Origin of the sequence: Bradyrhizobium viridifuturi, assembly GCF_001238275.1 — a bacterium.
GTDB lineage: Bacteria > Pseudomonadota > Alphaproteobacteria > Rhizobiales > Xanthobacteraceae > Bradyrhizobium > Bradyrhizobium viridifuturi.
Genome location: NZ_LGTB01000024.1, coordinates 43,453 through 67,023 on the forward strand (window position 1 = coordinate 43,453; position 23,571 = coordinate 67,023).

The 23,571-nt window shown below is 65.1% G+C and carries 21 protein-coding genes and 2 pseudogenes; 6 read left to right on the top strand and 17 right to left on the bottom strand.

Annotated features, from left to right (window positions below):
* Positions 1-57: 57 nt before the first annotated feature.
* A complete protein-coding gene (irrA, locus tag ALC15_RS21900) occupies positions 58-549 on the bottom strand; it encodes an iron response transcriptional regulator IrrA (protein WP_050629044.1) in 492 nt (163 codons plus the stop codon).
* A gap of 330 nt (positions 550-879) precedes the next feature.
* Between irrA and fabA the strand changes: the two genes are divergently transcribed.
* The 4 genes from fabA to ALC15_RS21915 all read left to right on the top strand — a co-directional run bounded on the left by fabA (position 880) and on the right by ALC15_RS21915 (position 3,918).
* Complete coding sequence (fabA, locus tag ALC15_RS21905) at positions 880-1,401, top strand: 3-hydroxyacyl-[acyl-carrier-protein] dehydratase FabA (protein ID WP_016844716.1); 522 nt, start codon at positions 880-882, stop codon at positions 1,399-1,401.
* A gap of 43 nt (positions 1,402-1,444) precedes the next feature.
* A complete protein-coding gene (gene fabB, locus ALC15_RS21910; protein WP_050629045.1) occupies positions 1,445-2,668 on the top strand; it encodes a beta-ketoacyl-ACP synthase I in 1,224 nt (407 codons plus the stop codon).
* Positions 2,669-2,746: 78 nt separating this feature from the next.
* On the top strand, positions 2,747-3,097 hold the full coding sequence (locus ALC15_RS46405; protein ID WP_244486202.1) for a hypothetical protein: 351 nt from the start codon (positions 2,747-2,749) through the stop codon (positions 3,095-3,097).
* Entirely contained in the window at positions 3,031-3,918 is an 888-nt protein-coding gene (locus tag ALC15_RS21915) for a bifunctional NADH-specific enoyl-ACP reductase/trans-2-enoyl-CoA reductase (RefSeq protein WP_244486208.1), read from the top strand. The genes ALC15_RS46405 and ALC15_RS21915 overlap by 67 nt, the downstream gene beginning before the upstream one ends.
* A gap of 60 nt (positions 3,919-3,978) precedes the next feature.
* Here ALC15_RS21915 and ALC15_RS21920 read toward each other — a convergent pair whose 3' ends face one another.
* The 11 genes and pseudogenes from ALC15_RS21920 to rimP all read right to left on the bottom strand — a co-directional run bounded on the left by ALC15_RS21920 (position 3,979) and on the right by rimP (position 15,559).
* Complete coding sequence (locus ALC15_RS21920) at positions 3,979-4,575, bottom strand: glutathione S-transferase family protein (RefSeq protein WP_050629046.1); 597 nt, start codon at positions 4,573-4,575, stop codon at positions 3,979-3,981.
* Complete coding sequence (locus ALC15_RS21925; protein ID WP_050629047.1) at positions 4,572-5,048, bottom strand: GNAT family N-acetyltransferase; 477 nt, start codon at positions 5,046-5,048, stop codon at positions 4,572-4,574. The genes ALC15_RS21920 and ALC15_RS21925 overlap by 4 nt, the downstream gene beginning before the upstream one ends.
* A 181-nt stretch (positions 5,049-5,229) precedes the next feature.
* A complete protein-coding gene (pnp, locus tag ALC15_RS21930; RefSeq protein ID WP_050629118.1) occupies positions 5,230-7,386 on the bottom strand; it encodes a polyribonucleotide nucleotidyltransferase in 2,157 nt (718 codons plus the stop codon).
* An 11-nt stretch (positions 7,387-7,397) separates the two neighbouring features.
* Complete coding sequence (locus tag ALC15_RS43420) at positions 7,398-7,631, bottom strand: hypothetical protein (protein ID WP_128089553.1); 234 nt, start codon at positions 7,629-7,631, stop codon at positions 7,398-7,400.
* 69 nt (positions 7,632-7,700) lie between these two features.
* Positions 7,701-7,969 (bottom strand): annotated as a pseudogene (gene rpsO, locus ALC15_RS21935) (30S ribosomal protein S15).
* Between the two features lie 2 nt (positions 7,970-7,971).
* Positions 7,972-9,081, bottom strand: coding sequence for a tRNA pseudouridine(55) synthase TruB (gene truB, locus ALC15_RS21940; protein ID WP_050629049.1), 1,110 nt, complete (start codon positions 9,079-9,081; stop codon positions 7,972-7,974).
* Positions 9,078-9,490, bottom strand: a pseudogene (gene rbfA, locus ALC15_RS42055) (30S ribosome-binding factor RbfA). Before rbfA ends, truB begins: the two are co-directional and overlap by 4 nt.
* Positions 9,491-9,649: 159 nt before the next feature.
* On the bottom strand, positions 9,650-12,352 hold the full coding sequence (gene infB / locus ALC15_RS21950) for a translation initiation factor IF-2 (RefSeq protein ID WP_050629051.1): 2,703 nt from the start codon (positions 12,350-12,352) through the stop codon (positions 9,650-9,652).
* A gap of 108 nt (positions 12,353-12,460) precedes the next feature.
* Positions 12,461-13,147 carry an RNA-binding protein gene (locus ALC15_RS21955; RefSeq protein WP_050629052.1) on the bottom strand — a complete coding sequence of 229 codons (687 nt, stop codon included), beginning with the start codon at positions 13,145-13,147 and terminating at the stop codon, positions 12,461-12,463.
* Positions 13,148-13,162: 15 nt separating this feature from the next.
* Positions 13,163-14,779: a transcription termination factor NusA gene (nusA, locus tag ALC15_RS21960; protein WP_050629053.1), complete on the bottom strand. Its 1,617-nt coding sequence runs from the start codon at positions 14,777-14,779 to the stop codon at positions 13,163-13,165.
* 3 nt (positions 14,780-14,782) lie between these two features.
* Positions 14,783-15,559 carry a ribosome maturation factor RimP gene (rimP, locus tag ALC15_RS21965; RefSeq protein WP_050629054.1) on the bottom strand — a complete coding sequence of 259 codons (777 nt, stop codon included), beginning with the start codon at positions 15,557-15,559 and terminating at the stop codon, positions 14,783-14,785.
* A gap of 345 nt (positions 15,560-15,904) precedes the next feature.
* On the opposite strand from rimP, the gene ALC15_RS21970 reads away from it, so the two are divergent.
* Positions 15,905-16,975 (top strand): DUF2336 domain-containing protein, encoded by a 1,071-nt coding sequence (locus ALC15_RS21970; protein ID WP_050629055.1) that lies wholly within the window; start codon positions 15,905-15,907, stop codon positions 16,973-16,975.
* Positions 16,976-17,105: 130 nt separating this feature from the next.
* A complete protein-coding gene (locus tag ALC15_RS21975) occupies positions 17,106-17,951 on the top strand; it encodes a phytanoyl-CoA dioxygenase family protein (RefSeq protein WP_050629056.1) in 846 nt (281 codons plus the stop codon).
* A 134-nt stretch (positions 17,952-18,085) separates the two neighbouring features.
* Here ALC15_RS21975 and trmB read toward each other — a convergent pair whose 3' ends face one another.
* The 5 genes from trmB to ALC15_RS22000 all read right to left on the bottom strand — a co-directional run bounded on the left by trmB (position 18,086) and on the right by ALC15_RS22000 (position 23,570).
* Positions 18,086-18,826, bottom strand: a complete 741-nt coding sequence (trmB, locus tag ALC15_RS21980; protein ID WP_050629057.1) for a tRNA (guanosine(46)-N7)-methyltransferase TrmB — start codon at positions 18,824-18,826, stop codon at positions 18,086-18,088.
* On the bottom strand, positions 18,823-19,947 hold the full coding sequence (locus ALC15_RS21985; protein ID WP_200914684.1) for a M20 family metallopeptidase: 1,125 nt from the start codon (positions 19,945-19,947) through the stop codon (positions 18,823-18,825). The genes trmB and ALC15_RS21985 overlap by 4 nt, the downstream gene beginning before the upstream one ends.
* A gap of 221 nt (positions 19,948-20,168) precedes the next feature.
* Positions 20,169-20,585 carry a helix-turn-helix domain-containing protein gene (locus ALC15_RS21990; protein ID WP_021082652.1) on the bottom strand — a complete coding sequence of 139 codons (417 nt, stop codon included), beginning with the start codon at positions 20,583-20,585 and terminating at the stop codon, positions 20,169-20,171.
* 262 nt (positions 20,586-20,847) lie between these two features.
* A complete protein-coding gene (gene lnt, locus ALC15_RS21995) occupies positions 20,848-22,461 on the bottom strand; it encodes an apolipoprotein N-acyltransferase (protein ID WP_050629059.1) in 1,614 nt (537 codons plus the stop codon).
* The gene (locus ALC15_RS22000; RefSeq protein WP_050629060.1) at positions 22,458-23,570 is read right to left on the bottom strand and encodes a hemolysin family protein; all 1,113 of its coding nucleotides are present in this window, start codon (positions 23,568-23,570) and stop codon (positions 22,458-22,460) included. Before ALC15_RS22000 ends, lnt begins: the two co-directional genes overlap by 4 nt.
* Position 23,571: the final 1 nt, after the last annotated feature.

Consider the following 23,571-nt stretch of genomic DNA (forward strand, 5'->3'; position numbering starts at 1 on the left):
AAACGAAATTGGCCGGGACGAGCCCGGCCATCACGTCTTAATCCCTAATAGATCGGGTCAGCGCTTTTTGCGCAGCCGCACCACCATGTCGACGCGGGCAATCTCGTAGCCATCCGGCACGTCGGGCATCTTCGACAGCACGAGGTTCGGGTCGGGGATGTCGACCAGCTCGTGGTTATGCTCGAGATAGAAGTGGTGGTGCGCCGACACGTTGGTGTCGAAATAGGTCTTGGTGCCGTCGACGCTAACCTGGCGCAGCAGGCCGGCGTCGGTCAGCTGATTGAGCGTGTTGTAGACGGTTGCCAGCGACACCGGAACCTTGGCCAGCGTGGCTTCCTCGTACAGCATTTCAGCGGTCAGGTGGCGAGCGCCCTTGCCGAACAGCAGCCAACCCAGCGCCATGCGCTGACGGGTCGGCCGGAGCCCGGCAGACTGCAGCATCTCGTTGACGTCATGCCACGGGCAGCCGGTCAGGGCAGGGTGGTGCCCAGCGCCCCGGGCAGCCGGGTGCACGGCGTCGTCATTCACAGCCGGTAGTTCCTCGTTCATGTCCACTCTATGCACCCAACACAGGCAATATTCCTCATAAATATAAAAAGGATGCTCACCAGATGCAAGTTTTTCGCAACTAGAACGAATCCAAGCAGCGGTAGAAACCTAAGGAGAGCCCGTAATTTATCAATGGATTGCCGCTTTGCCGCCCAGTTAACCCTATGTTAGAGAGCGCGCGGACCACATATGCGCTTTCGGCAGAGATAACAGGCCGGTTGCGTACCCAGGTAGCGCCGAGATGCGGGACGGGTTATTCCGGTTCCCGTGGGTAGATTAAGGTCCGACCAGGCAAAAGCGCTTCATCGGGACATCAGAGGTGGAAAGAGGATGCTGGATCGGCGCGGTGGTTACGAATACGAGGATTTGCTGGCTTGCGGACGGGGCGAGCTGTTCGGTCCCGGCAACGCCCAGTTGCCGCTGCCGCCGATGCTGATGTTCGATCGCATCAGCGAAATATCGGAAAACGGCGGCGAGTTCGGCAAGGGGCTGGTGCGCGCCGAGCTCGAGGTGAAGCCGGATCTCTGGTTCTTCGGCTGCCATTTCAAGAACGATCCGGTGATGCCGGGCTGTCTCGGCCTCGATGCCATGTGGCAAATGGTCGGCTTTTACCTTGGCTGGATCGGTGGCGAAGGTCGTGGCCGCGCGCTCGGCCTCGGCGAGCTCAAGTTCTCCGGACAGGTGCTGCCGCACGCGCGCAAGGTTGTGTACAACATCGATATCAAGCGCGTGATGCGGTCAAAGCTCGTGCTTGGAATTGCCGACGGGTGGCTTTCCATGGACGACGAGATTATCTATCGCGCCAAGGACTTGAAGGTCGGATTGTTTAAGCAGGGCACGGCGCCGTCTTGAGCAGGATCATCATGCGGCAACATAAAGGCAGGGCGAGGCGAACATGAGGCGGGTTGTCATCACGGGGATGGGTATTGTCTCGTCCATCGGTAACAACACCCAGGAAGTGCTTGCGAGCCTCTACGAGGCGAAGTCGGGCATTTCACGTGCGGAGAAGGCCGCCGAGCTTGGCTTTCGCTCGCAGGTGCACGGTGCGCCGACGCTCAATCCCGCCGAGGTGATCGATCGCCGCGCGATGCGGTTCCTTGCCGAAGGTGCTGCGTGGAATCACGTCGCCATGGAGCAGGCGATCCGCGACTCCGGCCTCGAGGAGAAGGAAGTCTCCAACATCCGCACCGGCATCATCATGGGATCCGGCGGACCGTCGACGCGCACGCTGGTGGAGGCCGCCGACATCGCGCGCGCCAAGGGCCCGAAGCGCGTCGGTCCGTTCGCGGTGCCGAAGGGCATGTCGTCGACCGCATCGGCGACGCTCGCGACCTGGTTCAAGATCAAGGGCGTGAACTACTCGATCTCCTCGGCCTGCGCGACGTCGAACCACTGCATCGGCAACGCCTACGAGACGATCCAGATCGGCAAGCAGGACATCATCTTCGCCGGCGGCTGCGAGGAACTCGACTGGACGCTGTCGGTGCTGTTCGACGCGATGGGCGCGATGTCCTCGAAATACAACGACACGCCGGCTACGGCCTCGCGACCCTACGATCTCAATCGCGACGGCTTCGTCATCGCCGGCGGCGCGGGAGTCGTGGTGCTCGAAGAGCTCGAGCATGCCAAGGCGCGCGGCGCGCGGATCTACGCCGAGGTCGTCGGCTACGGCGCGACCTCCGACGGATACGACATGGTGGCGCCGTCGGGCGAGGGCGCCGAGCGCTGCATGCGCATGGCGATATCGACGGTGAACACGCCGGTCGACTACATCAACCCGCACGCCACCTCGACGCCGGCCGGCGATCCGCCGGAAATCGAGGCGATCCGCAAGGTGTTCGGCACCGGCGACAAGTGCCCGCCGATCTCGGCGACCAAGGCGCTGACCGGCCACTCGCTCGGCGCCACCGGCGTGCAGGAAGCGATCTACTCGCTGCTGATGCTGAACAACGGCTTCGTCTGCGAGAGCGCGCATATCACCGAGCTCGATCCCGTGTTCGCCGACATGCCGATCGTGCGCAAGCGGATCGACAATGCCAAGCTGACCACCGTGCTGTCGAACTCGTTCGGCTTCGGCGGCACCAACGCCACGCTGGTGTTCAGGCGGCTTGACGCGTGATTTCGTCTCTCCTCGCCTGCTGAGGGAAGGTCCGCAGCCGGCGTATGGGATATTGCAACGATCCGGAATGGGGTGGGAATGATTATTGAACCGCGCGTGCGAGGTTTCATCTGCACGACGGCACATCCCGTCGGCTGCGCCACGAATGTCCGCGAACAGATCGCCTACGTTCTGAAGCAGGGCCCGGTCGCCGACTGCCCGAAGCGCGTCGCCGTGCTGGGCTGCTCGACGGGCTATGGCCTCGCGAGCCGCATCGTTGCGACCTTCGCCGGCGGCGCCGATACGATCGGCGTGTCGCTGGAGCGCGAGCTTCGGAAAAGAGAAGCGCCAGCGCCGGCTGGTACAACAACCGCGCTTTCGAGATCGAGGCCGCGAAGATCGGACGCTCGCCGCTCACGCTGGAGGGCGATGCCTTCTCCGACGAGCTGAAGAAAGACTTCATCGAGCGCGTGCGCGAGAAATTCGGGCAGCTCGATTTGCTGGTCTACAGCATGGCCGCGCCGGTGCGGACCGATCCCGACACCGGCAAGACCTATCGCTCGGTCATCAAGCCGCTCGGCGCCCCGGTCGAGATCAAGACGCTCGACACCGAGACCGGCGAGGTGTTCCAGACCACGCTCGAGCCGGCAAACGAAGAGCAGACCGCGGCGACCGTCGCTGTGATGGGCGGCGACGACTGGAAGCGCTGGATTGACCAGCTCGCCGATGCCGGCGTGCTGGCGCCGGGCTTCCGCACGCTCAACTACACCTATATCGGCAGCGAGCTGACTTGGCCGATCTATTGGAACGGCACGCTCGGCCGCGCCAAGGTCGATCTCGACAGCAAGGCGGAGGCGATCCGCGGCCGGCTCGGCCCGGACGCGGCTCGCGTCGTGGCGCTGAAGGCGGTGGTCACCCAGGCGAGCTCGGCGATTCCGGTGGTGCCGCTCTACGGCACCGTGCTGTTCAAGGTCATGAAGCAGCTCGGGCTGCATGAAGGCTGCATCGAGCAGATCGATCGCCTGTTCCGCACCCGCCTCGGCAAGGACGTCGCGCTCGACGATGCGCAGCGCATCCGGGTCGACGATTGGGAGCTTTCGCCCGAAGTGCAGACCGAAGTGTCGCGGCGCTGGCCCCTGCTCACCACCGAGACGCTCGGCGAACTCGCGGATCTCGGCGAATACAAGAGCCAGTTCCTGCGCCTGTTCGGCTTCGGCATCGACGGCGTCGACTACACCCAGGACGTCGATCCGCGCGTCGTCCCGGACTAGGTCTGCGCCGGGAAATCCACTGCCCGTAGCCCCGTTGGCTCCATCCGGGCTACATCCCATTTACCCCGCCGCGATCTTCTCCGCGCGCTGGAATGCCGGCCGCGCCACGCAGCGTTCGATATAGGCGTCGAATGACGGCCGCGGCGGTACCATCTTGAAGATGCGCACCGCAAAGTTCAGTCCGGCGCCGATCGCGATGTCGGCGGCGGAGAACTGATCGCCGAGGATCCATGGTCCCTTCTGCAATTCGGCATCGAGCACGTCGAACACCTGCGCCGCGCTGCCCCATGCCGCGGTGCTGGTCGGCACCTCGAGCTTGGTGAAGAGCTGGATCAGCGCCGGCTCGACACAGCTCGGCGAGAAGAACAGCCATTGCAGATAGCGTGCGCGTTTGGGGTCGGTCGTCGCCGGCGCGAGCTTCGTCTCCGGATAGCGATCGGCGATATAGGCGCAGATCGCCGCCGCCTCGGCGAGCTTTGCATCGCCGTCGGTCAACGCCGGCACCTTGCCCATCGGATTGATCCTGAGGAACTCCGGCGACTTCTGCGCGCCGGTGGTGATGTCGGTCAGCACCCGCTCGTAAGCCAGGCCGGATTCTTCCAAGAGCCAGATGGCGGAGAACGAGCGCGAGCGCGGCGACCAGTACAGCTTGATCATGGGTGAACCTCCGACGTGCGGTTTGCTCTCTTCCACCGGTAATACTTCATCATCAGCCCGTTCAGCGGGTTGATGTTCTCCCCTTCGTACAAGAAGCCCTCGCGTTCATACCAGCGCCACGCCTTTTCGTTGCCGCGCGCGCATTTCAGCCAGATCTCGTCGGGCATCTGCTCGCGTGTGAAGGCAAGCAGGTGGCGCCCGATGCTCCTGCCCTGATAGTCGGGAGCGACGAAGAGCTGATCGAGATAGTGGCCGGAGATGTGCAGCGCCAGCATGCCGGCGAGCGTACCGTTGTCATCGGCGACGAACAGGCTCCAGCCTTGCGTGATCTCGTGGCGCACGCGCTCGCGCAGATTGGCGAGCAGAGCATCATTGGCCTCGGCGAGGCCGGTCGTGACCCAGCTCTCCATCCAGACGCGGGCGATCTCGTCATATTCGTCCGGCCGCGCGGTGCGGATCACCAGGGGCGTCATCGTCGATCTCTCGGGCTGCGATGCGTCTCGCGTGAAAACGCGGCGCGTTATCGTGGCTCTCAGCCTACAGGAGGATGACGCCGCGGGCGAGTTTCGCCGTCCGGCTGATGCGCCGGGCGCGCCGGACCAAACAAAAAGGGCGGCCTTTCGGCCGCCCTTCGTCGTTTGGTTTCAAGCAGGCTTACTCGCCGGCAGCTTCGCGCGGCGCCGGAGCGTCGCTCTTCTGCTTGGCCTCGAGGTCCTCGCCGGTCTCCTGGTCGACCGCCTTCATCGACAGGCGGGTCTTGCCGCGATCGTCGAAGCCGAGCAGCTTGACCTTGACCTTGTCGCCTTCCTTGACGACGTCGGAGGTCTTCTGCACGCGGCTGGCCGCAAGCTGGCTGATGTGGACGAGGCCGTCCTTGGCGCCGAAGAAGTTCACGAACGCGCCGAACTCCATCACCTTGACGACGGTGCCCTCGTAGATCTGGCCGACCTCCGGATCGGAGGCGATCGACTTGATCCACTTGATCGCAGCCTTCATCGCCTCGCCGTCATTGGAAGCGACCTTCACAGTGCCGTCGTCCTCGATGTTGACCTTGGCGCCGGTCTTCTCGACGATCTCGCGGATCACCTTGCCGCCGGTGCCGATCACTTCACGAATCTTGTCGGTGGCGATCTTGAAGGTCTCGATGCGCGGAGCGTATTCGCCGAGTTCGGCGCGCGCCGCGGTCAGGGCCTTGGCCATCTCGCCGAGGATGTGGATGCGCCCTTCCTTGGCCTGGCCAAGCGCAACCTTCATGATCTCCTCGGTGATGCCCTCGATCTTGATGTCCATCTGGAGCGAGGTGATGCCCTGGTCGGTGCCGGCGACCTTGAAGTCCATGTCGCCGAGATGATCCTCGTCGCCGAGGATGTCTGACAGCACCGCGAAGCGCTGACCCTCGAGGATCAGGCCCATGGCGATACCGGCGGTCGGCCGCTTCAGCGGCACGCCGGCGTCCATCAGCGACAGCGAGGCGCCGCAGACCGAAGCCATCGAGGACGAGCCGTTCGACTCGGTGATCTCGGAGACCACGCGGATCGTGTACGGGAATTCGTGATGCGGCGGCAGCACCGGATGGATCGCGCGCCAGGCGAGCTTGCCGTGGCCGATCTCGCGGCGCTTGGTGCCGCCGAGGCGACCGGTTTCACCGACCGAGTAGGGCGGGAAGTTGTAGTGCAGCAGGAACGTTTCCTTGTACGTCCCCGACAGCGCGTCGATGTACTGCTCGTCCTCGCCGGTGCCGAGCGTGGTCACCACCATCGCCTGGGTCTCACCGCGGGTGAACAGCGCCGAGCCGTGGGCGCGCGGCAGCACGCCGGCTTCGGCGATGATGTTGCGCACGGTCTTGACGTCGCGGCCGTCGATGCGCTTGCCGGTGTCGAGGATGTTCCAGCGAACGATCTTGGCTTCCAGTTCCTTGAACACCGCAGCAACGCGGAGCTTGTCGTATTTCGGCTCCTGGCCTTCCGGGAAGAAGTGCGCCAGCACCTTCTCCTTGACGGCGCCGACCGCGGCATAGCGTTCCTGCTTGACCGGGATCGCATAGGCCTTGCGCAGGTCCTGCTCGGCAAGGCCAAGCATTTCCTTCTCGATCTCCGAATTGTCGATCGTGGTGACTTCGCGTGGCTCCTTGGCGGCCTTCTCGGCGAGCTCGATGATCGCGTTGATGACCGGTTGGAAGTGGCGGTGGCCGAACATGACCGCGCCGAGCATCACGTCTTCGTTGAGCTCCTTGGCTTCCGATTCCACCATCAGCACGGCGTCGGCGGTGCCGGCGACAACGAGATCGAGCTGGGTCTCGGTCATCTCGTCGAGCGTCGGGTTGAGGATGAATTCGTCATTGGCGAAGCCGACGCGGGCGGCGCCGATCGGGCCCTTGAACGGGGCGCCCGACAGCGTCAGTGCGGCGGAGGCGGCGACCAGCGACACGATGTCCGGATCGTTCTCCATGTCGTGCGACAGCACGGTGACGATCACCTGGGTCTCGTTGCGCCAGCCGTCGACGAACAGCGGACGGATCGGACGGTCGATCAGGCGGGAGACCAGCGTCTCCTTCTCGGTCGGACGGCCTTCGCGCTTGAAATAGCCGCCGGGAATGCGGCCAGCGGCGTAGGTCTTCTCCTGGTAGTCGACCGTCAGCGGCAGGAAGTCGACGCCTTCGCGCGGCGCCTTCGCCGCGACGACGGTGGCAAGCACCACGGTCTCGCCGTAGGTCGCCACCACGGCGCCGTCGGCCTGGCGGGCGATCTTGCCGGTTTCAAGTTTGAGGGGACGTCCACCCCAGTCGATTTCGACGGAATGCGAATTGAACATTTCGGTTTCTTTCATGGTTTCACGAAAGACATGGCGCCCTGAAACACAAAGACCATGCCAAGACGGCGAGATGCTGATGCGCGCTCGCGATCAGCATCCGGCGATCCTGCCATGGTCCCTGGATTTCGGATGGCATCCATCCTTTCGGTCATCTGGGCATCTTGCCCGGTCCAGCGGCCGGATTGCTGCTGGACGCTAGTTGGCATGGCGCGATTGCCATGCTGCGCATGATCTTCTTTCGACAATTCGAAAGTCCGGGTTTACGGACGACCATACGAAAACGCGCGCGAACCCTCGCGCGCGTGCTTCTCAAATCAACGACGGATGTTGTGCTTTTCGAGCAGCGCCTTGTAGCGCGCCTCGTCCTTGCGCTTGATGTAGTCAAGCAGGGAGCGGCGCGTCGACACGAGCTTCAGGAGCCGCGGCGTGAATGGTTGTCCTTCACATGGCTCTTGAAGTGCTCAGTGAGGTTATTGATGCGTTCCGACAGGATCGCGACCTGAACCTCGGGCGAGCCGGTGTCGCCGGCCTTGTTGGCATTCGTCTTGATGACTTCCGCTTTGCGTTCGGCGGTAATCGACATCGTCAGTTACTTTCGTTGTTGCGAGCCGGACCGGCAGTCAGTCCGTTCAGGTTGAACACGCGCTTGGGGATGAGTTCGCCATTGCCAATTTCAGCAAGCGCGAGAAGCCGGCCTGCCACCGTGACATAGACTGTGCCGCTGGTATTGGGCGCATCCCGTCCGCGCAATAAAACGGCCTGGCCCCTATGGAGCCTTGCCGCATCAGCCCGTGTGACGGCCAGTGCCGGGATGTCGTCCAGCGCGGTCTCAACGGGCAAAAGCGCGTCGGCGAGGCTGCCCTCGCCAGACGCGGCTCTATTGCATAAAGCCTCCAACTGTTCCAGCGGAATCATGTCCGCCTCGGTAAACGGACCGACCAGGGTCCGCCGCAGGGCGCAGATATGGCCGAAACAGCCCAGAATCCGGCCCATATCGCGGGCCAGGGCCCTGACATAGGTTCCCTTGCCGCACTCGGCCTCGAACACGGATTGTCCGTTATCTCCATGTTCCACAAGGGTTAATTCGTGAATCTCGACCGGACGGGGCTTCAGTTCCACGGTCTCGCCGTCGCGCGCCAGATCATAGGCCCGCTCGCCCTGCACCTTGATCGCCGAATATTGCGGCGGGATCTGCTCGATTACCCCGGTGAAGCGCGGCAGCAGCTCGCGGATCGAATCGGCGGTCGGCCGGTTCTCGCTGGTCCGGACCGGCCGCCCCTCGGTGTCGTCTGTGTCGCGCTCCTCGCCCCAGCACACCGTGAAGCGGTAGCGCTTGCGGCCGTCCATCACGAACGGCACCGTCTTGGTGGCCTCGCCGAGCGCGATCGGCAGGCCGCCGGAGGCGAGCGGATCGAGGGTGCCGGCATGGCCGGCGCGCTTGGCCTGGAACAGGCGCTTGAGCACGGCAACCGCCTGCGTCGAGGTCATGCCGATCGGCTTGTCGAGCACCACCCAGCCATGGACGTCGCGCTTGTCGCGGCGCGGCTGCTGATTCTGCCTGCCCTGCTTCTGGCGCGGGTCGTTGTTGGTGCGGCGCGCATCGTCGCTGCGCGGCCCGGCAAAAGCATCCCGCTCAGCGTCGCGCGCGTCGATATCCTTCGCGTCGATAACGCTGTTGGTCGTCATCACAGTCATTCCTCGTCGTCCGAATCGGGTGCAAGGTCTCGCTGCACCGCAGGTGTCCGCAGTAGTTTCTCGATGCGCTCCGCCTCGTCGAACCGCTCGTCGACGCGGAAGCGAATGTCGGGTGCAAATTTCAGGTTGACGCGGTGCGCGATCTCGCCGCGAAGGAACTTCTTGTTGCGCTCGAGCGCAGAGATCACCGTGTCGGTGTCGCGGCCGCCGAGCGGCATCACGTAGATCGTCGCGAGCTTCAGGTCCGGCGACATACGCACCTCGGGCACGGTAATGATGTGGCCTTCGAGATCGGGATCGTGGACCTCACCCTGTGACAGAATCTCGGCAACCGCATGGCGAACCGTTTCGCGACGCGCAGCTGACGTTGCGAGCCGCCGGGGCTGGAACTCTTCTTTTGACGGGGCATGACCTTCTTCCAAAACCGTCGCGCCCGCAGGCCGTGGCCGCGGGCATCAATGTCCTGACTTTGCTTTCAATCAGACAATGCGCTGGTGGCCGGACCAAAGTCCGGCCACGCCGTCGCATTTTCAATCAAATGGATCCAGGCGCTTTGTAAGATTTGGACTTACAGAGAGCGTTGGATCGTCTCGATGCGGTAACATTCGATCACATCGCCGACACGCATGTCGCCGTAGTTCTCGAATGCCATGCCACACTCCTGGCCGGACTGCACTTCCTTCACTTCATCCTTGAAGCGCTTCAGCGTCGACAGCTTGCCTTCGTGCACCACGACGTTGTCGCGGATCAGGCGAACGTTGGCGCCGCGTTCCACGGTGCCGTCGGTGACGCGGCAGCCCGCGACCTTGCCGACCTTGGAAATGTTGAACACTTCCAGGATCTGCGCGTTGCCCAGCATGGTTTCGCGCAGCGTGGGCGCGAGCAGGCCGGACATCGCCTTTTTGATGTCATCCACGAGGTCGTAGATGATGTTGTAGTAGCGGATCTCGATGCCGTTGCGCTTGGCCGCGGCCGCCGCTTCCTTGTTGGCGCGGACCGAGAAGCCGATGATCGCGGCGTTGAAGCCTTCCGCCAGCGTGACGTCGGACTCCGAGATGCCGCCGACGCCGGCATGCAGGATGCGGGCGGCGACCTCGTCGGTGCCGAGCTTCTCCAGCGAGCCCAGGATTGCTTCCAGCGAGCCCTGCACGTCGGCCTTGACGATCAGCGGGAACTCCTTGCGGCCCGCGGTCTTGAGCTGCGACATCATCTGCTCGAGCGAGCCGCGCATGCCGGAGATCGAGGCAGCCGCGTTCTCGCGCTTCTGGTGCGCGCGGTAGCTCGTGACCTGGCGGGCGCGGGCTTCGTTCTCGACGACGGCGAGACGGTCGCCGGCTTCCGGCGGACCGTTGAAGCCGAGCACCTCGACCGGCACGGACGGACCGGCCTCTTCGAGATTCTCGCCCTGGTCCGAGATCAGCGCGCGGACGCGGCCCATCTCGGCGCCGGCCACGATGATGTCGCCGACGCGCAGCGTGCCGCGCTGCACCAGCACGGTCGCGACCGGACCGCGGCCGCGATCGAGCTTGGCTTCGATCACGGTGCCTTCCGCCGGACGCTCCGAATTGGTCTTCAGGTCGAGGATTTCGGCCTGCAGCGCGATCATCTCGAGCAGCTTGTCGAGATTGGTCTTGTTCTTGGCCGAGACCTCGACGTCGACGACGTCGCCGCCGAGCGATTCGACCTGTACCTCGTACTGCAGCAATTCGGTGCGCACGCGCTCCGGCCGCGCATCGGGCTTGTCGATCTTGTTGATCGCCACGATCATCGGCACCTTGGCCGCCTTGGCGTGGTTGATCGCCTCGATCGTCTGCGGCATCACGCCGTCATCCGCCGCGACCACCAGCACGACGATGTCGGTGACCTTGGCGCCGCGGGCGCGCATCGCGGTGAAGGCGGCGTGGCCGGGCGTGTCGATGAAGGTGATCTTGGTGCCGGTCTCCGGCGAGGTCACCTGATAGGCGCCGATATGCTGGGTGATGCCGCCGGCTTCGCCCGAGACCACGTTGGCGTGGCGGAGCGCGTCGAGCAGCGAGGTCTTGCCGTGGTCGACGTGACCCATGACGGTGACGACAGGCGAACGCGGCTCGGTATCGGTGGAATTGTCGACGACGTCGAACAGGCCTTCTTCCACGTCCGACGCGGCGACGCGCTTGACGCTGTGGCCGAGCTCTTCGGCGATCAGCTGCGCGGTGTCGGCATCGATCACGTCGGTGATCTTGTGCATCGCGCCCTGCTTCATCAGCATGCGGATGACGTCGACCGCACGCTCCGACATGCGGTTCGCCAGTTCCTGGATCGTGATCGCTTCCGGGATGGTGACTTCGCGGATCAGCTTTTCCTTGGGCTCGTTCGACGCATGGCCCTTCAGGCGCTGGGTGCGGCGGCGGAACGAGGCGATCGAGCGCTCGCGGACGTCGTCGGCGTTGAGCGCAGTGGTCAGAGTGAGGCGGCCGCGCTCTTTCTGCGGACCGGGCTTGTGGGTGGTCTTCGGAGCCGCGACGGGGCGCACGGCGCCGCCGGGGCGGCGCACCATGCGCGGACCTTCGTCTTCGTCGGGCCCGGCCGCAACCGCCGCCGGCCTCGGCGCAGAGGCCGGTGTGCGCGCGGTTGTCGTGGTCGTCGGGCGTGCTGCGGGTGCACGGGCGGCCGGAGCAGATGCAGCAGGTGCGGGTGTCGCGGGTCTGGCCGGTGCAGCGGCGGGCGCCGCGCCGGGCTTGGCCTCGCCTTCGCCGAAGCGGCGCTTGGCCTCGACCTCGGCCTTGCGCTTGGCCTCTTCCTCGTGGCGGTGACGTTCCTCTTCCGCCTTGCGGCGGGCCTCGGCGGCCTCGCGCTCTGCCTTCTCCGCAGCTTCGCGGACGGCACGGCGCTTGGCCTCCTCTTCGGCCTGGCGGCGCTCCTCGATGTCGCGCTGCCGTGCATCGGCCAGCGCGCTGGCACGCGCGGAACGCTCGTCTTCAGTCAGGGTCGGCAGCACCACGCCGGAGCGGGTGTTGCGCTGTTGCTGGCCGGGAGGCTGGCCCGAAGGGCGGCCCTGCGGCGGCCGGGGGGCGGGCGCCACAGGCTTTGCAACTACGGGTTCGGGCGCATGCGCCTCGCCGGGACCTTCGCCACCGACGCGGCGCTTGCCGCGCTTCTCGACCACGACCTGCTTGGTCCGGCCGTGGCTGAAGCTCTGGCGCACGGTGCCCGTCTCGACGCGCGGCTTCAGCGACAACGTCTTGCTCGGGACACTCAAAGTCTTGTCGCCAGGGGTCTTGGTATCAACCATTCAGCAGTCCTAATCTCGTTTCGCTGTGCGGTTGCCGCACAAATCCTTCAACGTGTCGTCGTTTGCTGAGCATGATCCGGTCGGAAAGACGGCGTCCGCCTTCCTGGATCAGGCTCTGGAATTTCTGGCCGCTTCGGCGGTCTTGTCGTCGTCGGCCATCCGGTATCGGACCAGCATCTGGCAGCGCGACAGGAACGTCTTGCTCGCTGGGCCCGCGAGCAGCGCAGCATGTATCACATTTGACCGCCCAAGTGCCAAATCCAATTCTTCCGACGTCAAAACATTGACGACGGCGATTACCGGCGATTCACCACGTTTTTCGCCCCTTTGCCTGACGATCGCGTCCAATTTGCGGATTCCGTCCGCTGCGCCGTCGGAAGCGTGGATCAGGGCTGCAGTTTCGTTCCGGTTGAGTGCGTCCTCGACCTTGCCGAAGCCCGCGACGACCTGGCCGGCCTTGGCGGCCATCGCCAGGGCCTCGGTGACGCTGCGCACCAGCAGTGCCTCGGTGTCGGCGGGAAGGGTCGGCGCGACACGGACATCGCGCTTGAATCCCTTGCTAAATTGGTGACGGCGGACCGCTTCCGCAACGCTGCGCCGCGACGCGGAAATCCATAATCCGCGGCCGGGCAGCTTGCGCTTGAGATCCGGGATCACCTCGCCCGTGGGCGCGACGACGAACCGGATCAGCTCGTCGATCGGACGCACCTCGCGGCTGACCGCGCACATCCGCGTGGTCGCGGACTTCTGAGTCCGCGGTCCATCGTCGAGATCGGGGTCAGCCTGAGCGAGCATCCGTAGGCCATCTCCTTACGACGCCGCTGTTTCTGCTTCGGCGGCCTCGGCCTCCTCGGCAGGCTTGGCAAGGTCGGCCTCGGTGATCCAGCCGGCCTTGAGGCGGGCCTGCATGATCATGGCCTCGGCCTCGTCGCGCGAGATCTCGATGCCATCGAGGAACCCGGCATGCTTGGTCGGCTCGCCGCCTTCCTTGCGCTCGGTCCAGCCGACCAGGTCGTCGGTGGCGCAGCCGGCGAGATCCTCGACGGTCTTCACGTCGTTCTCGCCGAGCTTCACCATCATCTTGCCGGTGATGCCGGGGACGTCCTTCATGGCGTCCTCGACGCCGAGTTCCTTGCGCTTGGCTTCCAGCTCGGCCTCGAGCTGTTCCAGATATTCACGGGCGCGGGTCTGCAGCTCGGTCGCGGTTTCCTCGTCGAAACCTTCGATGCCGGCGAGTTCCTTGACGTCGACCAGCGCGAGTTCCTCGACCGAGGTGAAGCCTTCGGAGGCGAGCAGCTGGCCGACCACCTCGTCGACATTGAGCGCTTCCATGAACACGCGGGTCGAGTTCTCGAAGTCGGCCTGGCGGCGCTCCGACTCTTCCTGCTCGGTCAGGATGTCGATGTCCCAGCCGGTCAGCTGCGAGGCGAGGCGGACGTTCTGGCCGCGGCGGCCGATCGCCAGCGACAGCTGGTTGTTGGTGTCGGGAACCACGACCTCGATGCGCTCGCGGTCTTCATCGATCACGACCTTGGCGACTTCAGCGGGCGCCAGCGCGTTGACGACGAAGGTCGCGATGTCGGGCGACCACGGAATGATGTCGATCTTCTCGCCCTGCAGCTCGTTCACCACGGCCTGCACGCGCGAGCCGCGCATGCCGACGCAGGCGCCGACCGGGTCGACCGAGGAATCGCGCGAGATCACGCCGATCTTGGCGCGCGAGCCGGGATCGCGGGCGACCGCCTTGATCTCGACGATGCCGTCATAGATTTCCGGCACTTCCTGCGCGAACAGCTTCGCCATGAACTGCGGATGGGTGCGCGACAGGAAGATCTGCGGGCCGCGGGTCTCGCGGCGGACGTCGAAGATATAGGCGCGGACGCGGTCGCCGTTGCGGAACACTTCGCGCGGCAGCATCTCGTCGCGGCGCACGATCGCTTCGCCACGGCCGAGGTCGACGATCACGCTGCCATATTCGACGCGCTTGACGATGCCGTTGACGATGTCGCCGATGCGGTCCTTGAATTCCTGGTACTGCCGGTCGCGCTCGGCCTCGCGCACCTTCTGCACGATCACCTGCTTGGCCGACTGCGCGGCGATGCGGCCATATTCCAGCGGCGGCAGCGTATCGGCGATGGTGTCGCCGACCTGGGCGCCCGGATTGGCGCGCTGCGCGTCGAACAGCGAAATCTGGTTGGAGGAGTTCTCGACGACGTCGACCACCAGCATGTGGCGCGTCAGCCGCAGTTCACCCTTCTTGGCGTCGATCTCGGCATGGACGTCGGTCTCGCTGCCGTAACGGGCGCGTGCGGCCTTGGCGATGGCGTCTTCCATCGCCGCGATCACGATGGAGCGGTCGATCGACTTTTCGCGCGCAACTGCGTCTGCGATCTGCAGCAGTTCGAGTTTGTTGGCGCTGACTGCCATGGCTTAGTCTCCTTCGAATGGATCGATCTCGCCACGCCGCGCGCGCTCGGCCGCCAGGCGGTGCTTTTTGGTGTTGGTCGGGGCCGGCTTGCTGCCGGGCTTGTGACCAGGTTTGGGTTTCGGCTTCTGACTCTTCGCCGGATCGCTGTTCCTGGCGTGGGCCGGCTGCTGCGGCGCGAGGCCAAGCTCGCGGCGCAGATCGCGCTCGGCGGCCTTGCCGCGGCGCATCGATTCCTCGATCAGCTCGTCGGTCAGCACCAGCCGCGCGTCCGAGATGTCTTCCATCACCAGCAGAACCTCGGCATCCTCGGTCGGGCGCGGATCGTCGCGCGTGATGCGCACCGCGTTGTCCTCGACGCCGGCGAGCAGGCCGCGGAACCGCTTGCGGCCCTGATGCGGCACCGCCATCTCGATCTTCACGAGATGGCCGGTGTAGCGCTCGAAGTCGGAGCGGCGCACCAGCGGGCGGTCGATGCCGGGCGACGAGATTTCCAGCCGGTAGGCGCGCTCGATCGGGTCGGCGACATCGAGCACCGGCGACAGCGCGCGCGAAATGGCCTCGCAATCCTCGAGCTGCATCGAGCCGTCGGGCCGCTCCGCCATGATCTGCACGGTGCAGCCGGCGTCGCCCGAAACCTTGATGCGCACCAGGCGATAGCCCATGCCCTGCAGCACCGGGACTGCGACCGCGGCGACGCGCGCCGCGACCCCGGGCTCGACGACGAGCCTCGGCTCGGCGAGCAGTTCGGGGTCCACGGACGTGGCGGTCGGATCGGTCATATCGAGTGTCAAAGGCTGTCTGAGGTCTAGGCTGTTTGAGGTCTGTTGTGTTGTTCGGGTGGCCTTAAGGGGCCGCTAACGCTACCCAAACTGGATCCGGCCTCGCCGGGTCCCGTCAGGTAATAAAAAAGAGCGGGTCCCGGGGGGCCCACTCTCCTACGCGATCGTATGAGATACCATAAGTTGCGCTGGATATAGCCCTTTTGGCGGGGTCCGGCAAGGCCTCCTGTCCCGGCGGAAGGCGATTTTGCCGCTCCACGGGTGCAGGTTTGACCTAACCCTCCGTTTACGAACGGGACCATAGATTGCCGAAAATCGGCAGAAGTCGCCGGTTGGACAAGGCCCATGACGACAGCCCCCGCGCTGATCCCGGAACTCGACGACATCGTTCGCCGCGGCGACCCCAGGCGCCGCGCCGAGGCCGCACGGCGGCTCGGCGAGCTGTTCCTCCAGGGCGCCGCGAGCTTCCGCCCCGACCATATCGACCTGTTCGACGGGGTACTGACCAGCCTGGTGCCGCACGCCGAGCTTGCGGCGCGGATCGATCTCGCCGAACGGCTCGCGCCGCTCGCCAACGCGCCGCGCCATCTGGTCGGGCAACTCGCCCGCGAGGACGAGGTCGCGATCGCGGGCCCGGTGCTGCGCCGCTCGCCGGTGATTGACGAGAAGGTGCTGGTCGAGATCGCCAATGCCAAGGGCCAGGGTCATTTGCTGGCAATGGCCGAGCGATCCAGGCTTTCGACCGCGCTGACCGACGTGCTCGTCCGTCGCGGTGATCGTGACGTGATCCGATGCGCGGCCGGCAATGCCGGCGCCGCATTCTCCGACACATCCTTTACGACGATGGTGCGTCGCGCGAGCCAGGACGGCGTGCTGACACTGCGGATCGGACGCCGTGACGATCTGCCGCCCGCGCATTTGAAGAACCTGCTGGCCGGCTCGATCGACGTGATCCGCCGCCGGCTGCAAGTCGTCGCCAAGCCGGAACGGCAAGCCCAGATCAAGCTGGCGATGAGCGAGATCGAGGGTGTTGTCGCGCAGGTCGAGGGGCGCGATTTCGCCGCCGCGCAGCGCGCGATTCTGGCGCTGCATCGTGCCGGGGAATTGAACGAGGCCGCGGTGGCAGGCTTCGCAAAGGCCTTCAAATACGAGGAATGCGTGGCCGCGCTGGCCGCGATGACCGCCGTGAAGATCGTCACGCTCGATCGCCTGATCGCCGGCGACCGCTACGACCCGATCCTGATCGCCAGCAAGACGGTCGGCTTCGAATGGCCGACCGTGCGCGCGCTGATCCTGATGCGGCTCGGGCCGAACCGAGTGCCGTCGCCGGCCGATATCGAAGGCGCGCGGGTGAACTTCGTTCGGCTGATGCCGTCGACTGCGCAACGCGTCGTGGATTTCTGGAAGTCGCGATAGTCGTTCGCGTCGAAATCCATTTTTCCGCGCGGCGACAAATCGATTGCCTCCATCAAGGCGCTTTCCAAGCCTCCACGCTGACAGCTATGCTTTCCGCAAGGCGCGACACAGCGCCAACGGGGAGATCGCCATGCTGACGGACGCCGACATCCAATCGCACGCCGAGCGGATTCGCGACGACGGATACACCGTGATCGAGCGCGCCGCCTCGCCGGATCTGGTCGAGGGATTGAAGGCGGCGGTCGAGCGGATCGAGCGCGAGCACAATCTCGGCCTTGCCCGGACATCGTTCGAAGGCTTCAAGACGCTGCGCATCAACAACCTCCTGACTTATGACGATCTGTTCTGGGAGGTGCCGCTGCATGAGAACGTGCTGCCGGTGGTCGAGCGCGTGCTGGACCGGGAGTGCCTGCTGTCGTCGTACTGCTCGCTGGTGCTCGGCCCCGGCCAGGAGGCGCAGCCGATCCATGAAGACACCCAATTGATCCCGCTGCCGCGGCCGCACATCCCGATCACCATCAATGCGATCTGGGCGCTGTCCGATTTCCGCGACGACAACGGCGCGACGCGGATCATTCCGGCGAGCCACAAATTCGATTCGTCGCCGGAATACGGCAAGGACTACGACGCGGTCACCGCGACCATGCCGGCGGGCAGCGTGATGCTGTTCGACTCTGCGCTGTGGCATGGCGGCGGCGCCAACACCAGCGACACCAGGCGCTTCGCGTTTTCCTGCGCCTATTGCTGGGGCTGGATGCGGCAGCAGGAGAATTTGCAGCTCGGCATTCCGCGCGAGACCGCGGCGCGCTTCCCGCGCCGCCTGCAGGAATTGTGCGGCTACAGCGTCTACAAGGGCCAGTTCGGCCACATCGACAACCACGATCCGATCGAGCTGCTCGGCCGCGAGCGCGGCAAGCGCATGGTGTGGGAGGCGACCGACGTCAGGAAGGCGCGGATGGCGGAAGCGAAGGGATAGTCTCCTGCGTCATTCCGGGGCTCGCGTAGCGAGAGCCATGATGCGCAATTGCGCATCTGAGAATCCATTTCTCCGTCGGCACATGTGGCTGATGGATTCCGGGTTCGTGCTTCGCACGCCCCGGAATGACACCGTCAAGGCAATCGCCTGAACCTCAGATACGCCGCTTTGCGCCCCTCTCGCTCGGCCTTGGCGCCATAGCGCGTCATCGTGTAGTTCGGCCACGGCTCGAGCCAGTCGATTGCGCGCTCGGCGAGCCAGGCGAAATCCGGCGAGCGCATCAGATGCGCGAGCGTCCAGGCGCAGTAATCGTCGATGTCGCTGACGAAGCGGAATTCACCGCCCGGCGGGAGCAATCGCGCCATTGCAGCGACCGTGGCATCCTGCACGAAGCGCCGTTTCCAGTGCCGGCGCTTCGGCCAGGGATCGGGATGAATGAGGTCAATGCGTGCGAGCGAGCGCGCCGGCGCCCAGGCCAATAGCTCGGCGGCGTCGCCGGCGAACAGGCGGATGTTGCCGATATTCTGCGCCTCGATCTGGGTCAGGATCTTCGCCATCCCGTTGACGTAGGGCTCGCAGCCGATGAAGCCGGTCGTGGGGAAGGCCTGCGCTTCCGCGATCAGATGCTCGCCGCCGCCGAAGCCGATCTCGAGCCGGACATTCTCGATGCCGTCATCGAACAATTCGGTCAGCGCCTCGGGCGCGGGCGCCGCGATGTCGATTGAAAGATGCGGCAGCAGATTGTCGATCAGGTCGGCCTGGTGCGAACGCAGCTTGTGGCCCTTGCGCCGCCCGAAGAACGAGCCGCGCGAATGGGCCATCGCGCCGTCCTCCGGGGAATCGCGATCGCTGGTGTCGTTCGGAGCAGGTGTCATCGCAGCGTCTGATACAGCCGGTAGAGCAGGCGCGCGCGCGGCTCGATCGAGGAGATGTAGAGCTGCTCGTAATGGGTATGCGCACCCTTGCCGTCGACGCCGAGGCCGTCGAGGGTTGCAGTATGCGGTGCGGTGAAATTGCCGTCGGAGCCGCCGCCGGTGAACACATCGAGCAGCTCGAAGCCCAGTTCAGTGGCAAGCTCGCGGGCGTGTTCGTAGAGCGCTGCGCCGGCATTGCTCTTCTCATAGGGCGGACGGTTCAGTTCCCCGGTCACCTTCACGCTGACGCCCTCGGTGCGCGAGGTGATGCCGAGGATCTTCGGCACCAGCTCGTCGGCGTCGGCCATGGACGGCACGCGCATGTCGACTTCCGCATAGGCCTCTTCGGCGATCACGTTCGGCTTGGTGCCGCCACGGACCACGCCGACATTGACGGTGACGCCGCGCTTGAGATCGTTCATCGCCTCCAGCGTCTGGATCACATTGCCGAGTTCCCGGATCGCGCTGCGGCCATCCTCGGGGCGCGTGCCGGCATGCGCCGGTGCGCCCTTGATGTGCACATCGAAGCGCGCGACGCCCTTGCGCCCGGTGACGATCTTGCCGCCGTCGCGCGCCGGCTCGGTCACCAGCACGTATTTGGCCTTGCGGCCCTCGGCCTCGATCAGCGCGCGCGAGGTAGGGCTGCCGATTTCCTCGTCCGATACGTAGAGCTGGGTGATGCCGAGCGGCGGGCGCGCGTCATCGGCGCAGATCTGCCGGAATGCATGAAAGGCGAGGTAGGCGCCGCCCTTCATGTCGTAGATGCCAGGGCCGAACGCGCTGTCGCCTTCGATCTTGAATGGTAACCGTTCGATGAATCCCATCGGATGAACTGTGTCGAGATGGCTCAACACCAGAATCCCCGGGGCGTCCTGCCCCCAGGACGAGCGCGTCACCAGGTGATCGCCGCAGCCCTCGCGCCCCGCAACGCGGTCGACCGTGGCCGGCAGGCCGCGATATTCAGACGCGACGAGGTCAGCCAGTCGGTTGACCTGGTCCGGCCGCTCGGTCGGCGATTCGATCTCGACCCAGCGGCGAATGCCGTCGAGGATAGCTGCGGTTTCGAACGGGTTGCTGGACATGCTGTTGTCGACGCCTGTGAATTTTGGCCTGTGAATTCGCTTTGTCATTCAGCGCACGCGCCAAGGCACGATCCGGAACAGCGCGCAGCGGTCTCCGAAGGAATCATGCTCAAACAAGGAGCTGAAGCGCGACGACGATTCGACCGGAACTCGTCACGCCTCAGCGTGCGCCGGAATGACATATTCCAGATTTGACGATCTCTCAAACGGATAAGGCAGGGTCAGACCTGTTCGGCCGCCTCGCGCGCCGCGATCTGCTCGACCAGTTCGACGATGCTGCGGCGGAGTTTGGCGTCCGCGATCCGCGTGAACGCACGGGTCAGGGCCAGGCCTTCGGCGGTTGCCAGAAAATCGGACACATAGGCCGGCGAGGAGCCCTCGCTGAAGCCGTCAGCGGTCTTGACGCCGCTCGGGCCGCCGTCGAACAGGAAAGAGACCGGCACCTGCAGGATTTCGGAGATCTGCTGCAGCCGGCTCGCGCCGACACGGTTGGTGCCCTTCTCGTATTTCTGCACCTGCTGGAACGTCAGGCCTAACGCCTCGCCCAGTTTTTCCTGGCTCATGCCGAGCATGATGCGTCGCATACGGACGCGGCTGCCGACATATTTGTCAACAGGATTGGGCGCTTTGGTGGACATCTCCAACTCTCCTAAGGGATTGCGCGCCCGGGGGGTGAGGCAAGTTGGACGTGGAGTATGCCTCAGGCGCCGGTGCCGTCAAATCCTGCAAGGAGGATCGGGACGAAATGCGGACAATTTGCGCAAAGGGGCTGACTTGGCTTGTGATTTCGCGTGGACCCGTACAATGCGAAGTGCACGGTCGATCTGTCAACTGGTGGAATCGCGCTGAGGTAAATTTCGACGTTTTTTCGGGTTCGGCGACAACCGGCGATATGCAGGATCAGGCTTTTCGCCTGACAAAACGTCTCCGCAATACGATTGCGAGGGCAACCAACACAATCACAGCGGCCGGGATGTTCCCGGCACGCGCGTAGATCGTCGGCGCGATCGCTGCCGGCAGGCCGGCATCGAGCACACCTTCGGTGCCGAGCCCGAGTCGCGCGACGATCCGCCCGAGCGGATCGATGACGGCCGAGATGCCCGTGTTCGCGGCACGCACCAGCGGCAGGCCTTCCTCGATCGAGCGCAGCCGGGCCTGCTGCAGATGCTGATAGGGGCCGGTCGAGATTCCGAACCAGCCGTCATTGGTGACGTTGACGATCCAGCCGGGACGATCGTCGCGGCTCACGACATTGCCGGGGAAGATCGCCTCGTAGCAGATCAGGGGCAGCGCGCGCGGTGCATTCGGAATGTCGAGCGGGCGGCGGATCGTGCCGGGAATGTAGCCGCCCTGCACCTTGGTGAGCTGCACCAGGCCGAGCTTCTCCATCCAGTCCTGGAACGGCAGATATTCTCCGAATGGGACGAGGTGCAGCTTGTCGTAGACCGCGAGAACGCTGCCGTCATGGTCGATGACGTAGATCGAATTATAGGCGCGCGTGATGCGGACGTTGGGCGGCAGATCGGGTGCGCGCACCGAGCCGGTGATCAGCACGGTTCCCTTCGGCAGGAGATCGGCGATCTGCGCCATCGCATCGGCTTCCTTGGTCAGGAAGAAGGGAAACGCGGATTCCGGCCAGATCAGGATGGTGGAGTCGCTCACGCCGGTCGAATGCGGCCCGGACGCGCGATCCGACAGAGTGAGATATTTCTGCATCACCGCCGCCTTGGCGGAGTAGTTGAACTTGGCGTCCTGCTGCAAATCGGGCTGCATGATGCGCAGCTTGACGCCGGCGACCATGCTGGTCGGCTGCTGGGCGAGGCGGAATGCGCCGAATGCCAGCATCGCGGCGAGGACCAGCACCGCCGCCGCCGGTGCGCGCCACGGCTTGCGGCCGCGTGAGGCGCCGTCGATCAGCACGGCCGGGCTTGCGAAGATCGCGACGCTCAGGAACGTCATGCCCCACAGCCCGATCAGCGATGCGGTCTGCGCGAGCGCAAGCGGCTCGGTCAGCGCATAGCCGAACGCATTCCACGGAAAGCCGCTCAGCAGATGGCCGCGCAGCCATTCCGAGATCGTCAGGCCGACGGCCAGCGCCAGCACGCGCGAGACGTCGCGCGGCCAGATCAGCCGCGCCAGCGCGAAGCCGAAAGCGGTGAACAGCGCGAGATAGGCAGGCAGGCCGAGCACCGCGAACGGCGTCAGCCAGGCGAAGGTGTCGGCATCGACGAAGAAGGCGTAGCCGATCCAGTACAGTCCCGGCACGAAATAGCCGAGGCCGAACCAGAAGCCGGACAGCGCTGCGGCGGGCACGCCGCGCCAACGCCCGGCAGCAGCGCCGTCGATCAGCCAGACTGCGATGGAGAAGGTCAGGAACAGCACCGGCCAGGCGTTGAACGGCGCCATCGCCAGCGAGGACAATGCGCCGGCTGCGAGCGCGAGCACCGCGCGCTTCCATCCCCAGGTCAAAATGATCGCAAGCCCGACCGAGCGGAGTTTGTCTGACAGCCTCACTGCGGACCGGCTCCATCGCCGGGCGGCGGCATGTTGTCATTCGCCTGCGGGTTTCCGGAGTCCGGTGCCTGCTCGCGGCGCCGCTCGCGTTCCTTGCGCGGCGCCGGCCGCTCCTTGCGTGTCGTGACCCGCACGCGCTTGACCCGCCGCGGATCGGCGTCGAGCACTTCGACCTCGTAATTGCCGGGACCGGAAATCACCTCGCCGCGCACCGGCAGGCGGCCGACGAACGAGACGAGATAGCCGCCCAGCGTCTCGACCTCCTCGCCGGCCTCGCCGGTCACGAAGTCTTCGCCGATCACCGAACGGACATCATCGAGGCTGGCGCGAGCGTCGGCGATGAAGGAGTTGTCCGGCTGGCGGACGATCGACGGCGGCTCGTCGGAATCGTGCTCGTCATCGATTTCGCCGACGATCTGCTCGACAATGTCCTCGATCGACACCAGTCCGTCGGTGCCGCCATATTCGTCGACCACCAGCGCGAGATGGATGCGCGAGGCCTGCATCTGCGCCAGCAGGTCGATCGCGCGCATCGACGGCGGGATATAGAGCAGCTTGCGGATGATATGGGCGTCCGCCAGCGGCAACGCGAGATCGACGCTGCGCAGGTCGAGGCCCGCGGGAAAAGGCTTCTTGCGCTTCGTCTTGGTCGCATCGGTGACGCGCGCCTTCGCGGTCATGAAGGCGAGCAGGTCGCGGATGTGCACCATGCCCTCGGGGTCGTCGAGGGTCTCGTTGTAGACGACGAGGCGCGAATGCGCGGCGCTCTCGAACAGGCTCATCAATTCGCCGAGCGGAATGTCGCGCTTGACCGCGACGATGTCGGCACGGTGCACCATGACGTCGGCGATCCGCCGCTCGTTCAGCGACAGGATGTTGCGCAGCATGGTGCGCTCGATTGCCGAGAAGCCGACATCGTCGGGCGTCGATGCGTCGAGCACCACCTGCAGATCGTCGCGCACCGAGCCGGCCTTCCAGCCGAACAGCGTGCGGATCGCGCGCACCAGCCAGCCTTCGGCGGCCGGGCGCTGCACCTCGCCTTCGTGCACGACCGCGGGCAGGTTGCTCACGTTGCGCGGATTGTCATGGGTCGGTTCGGAATCCGGCATG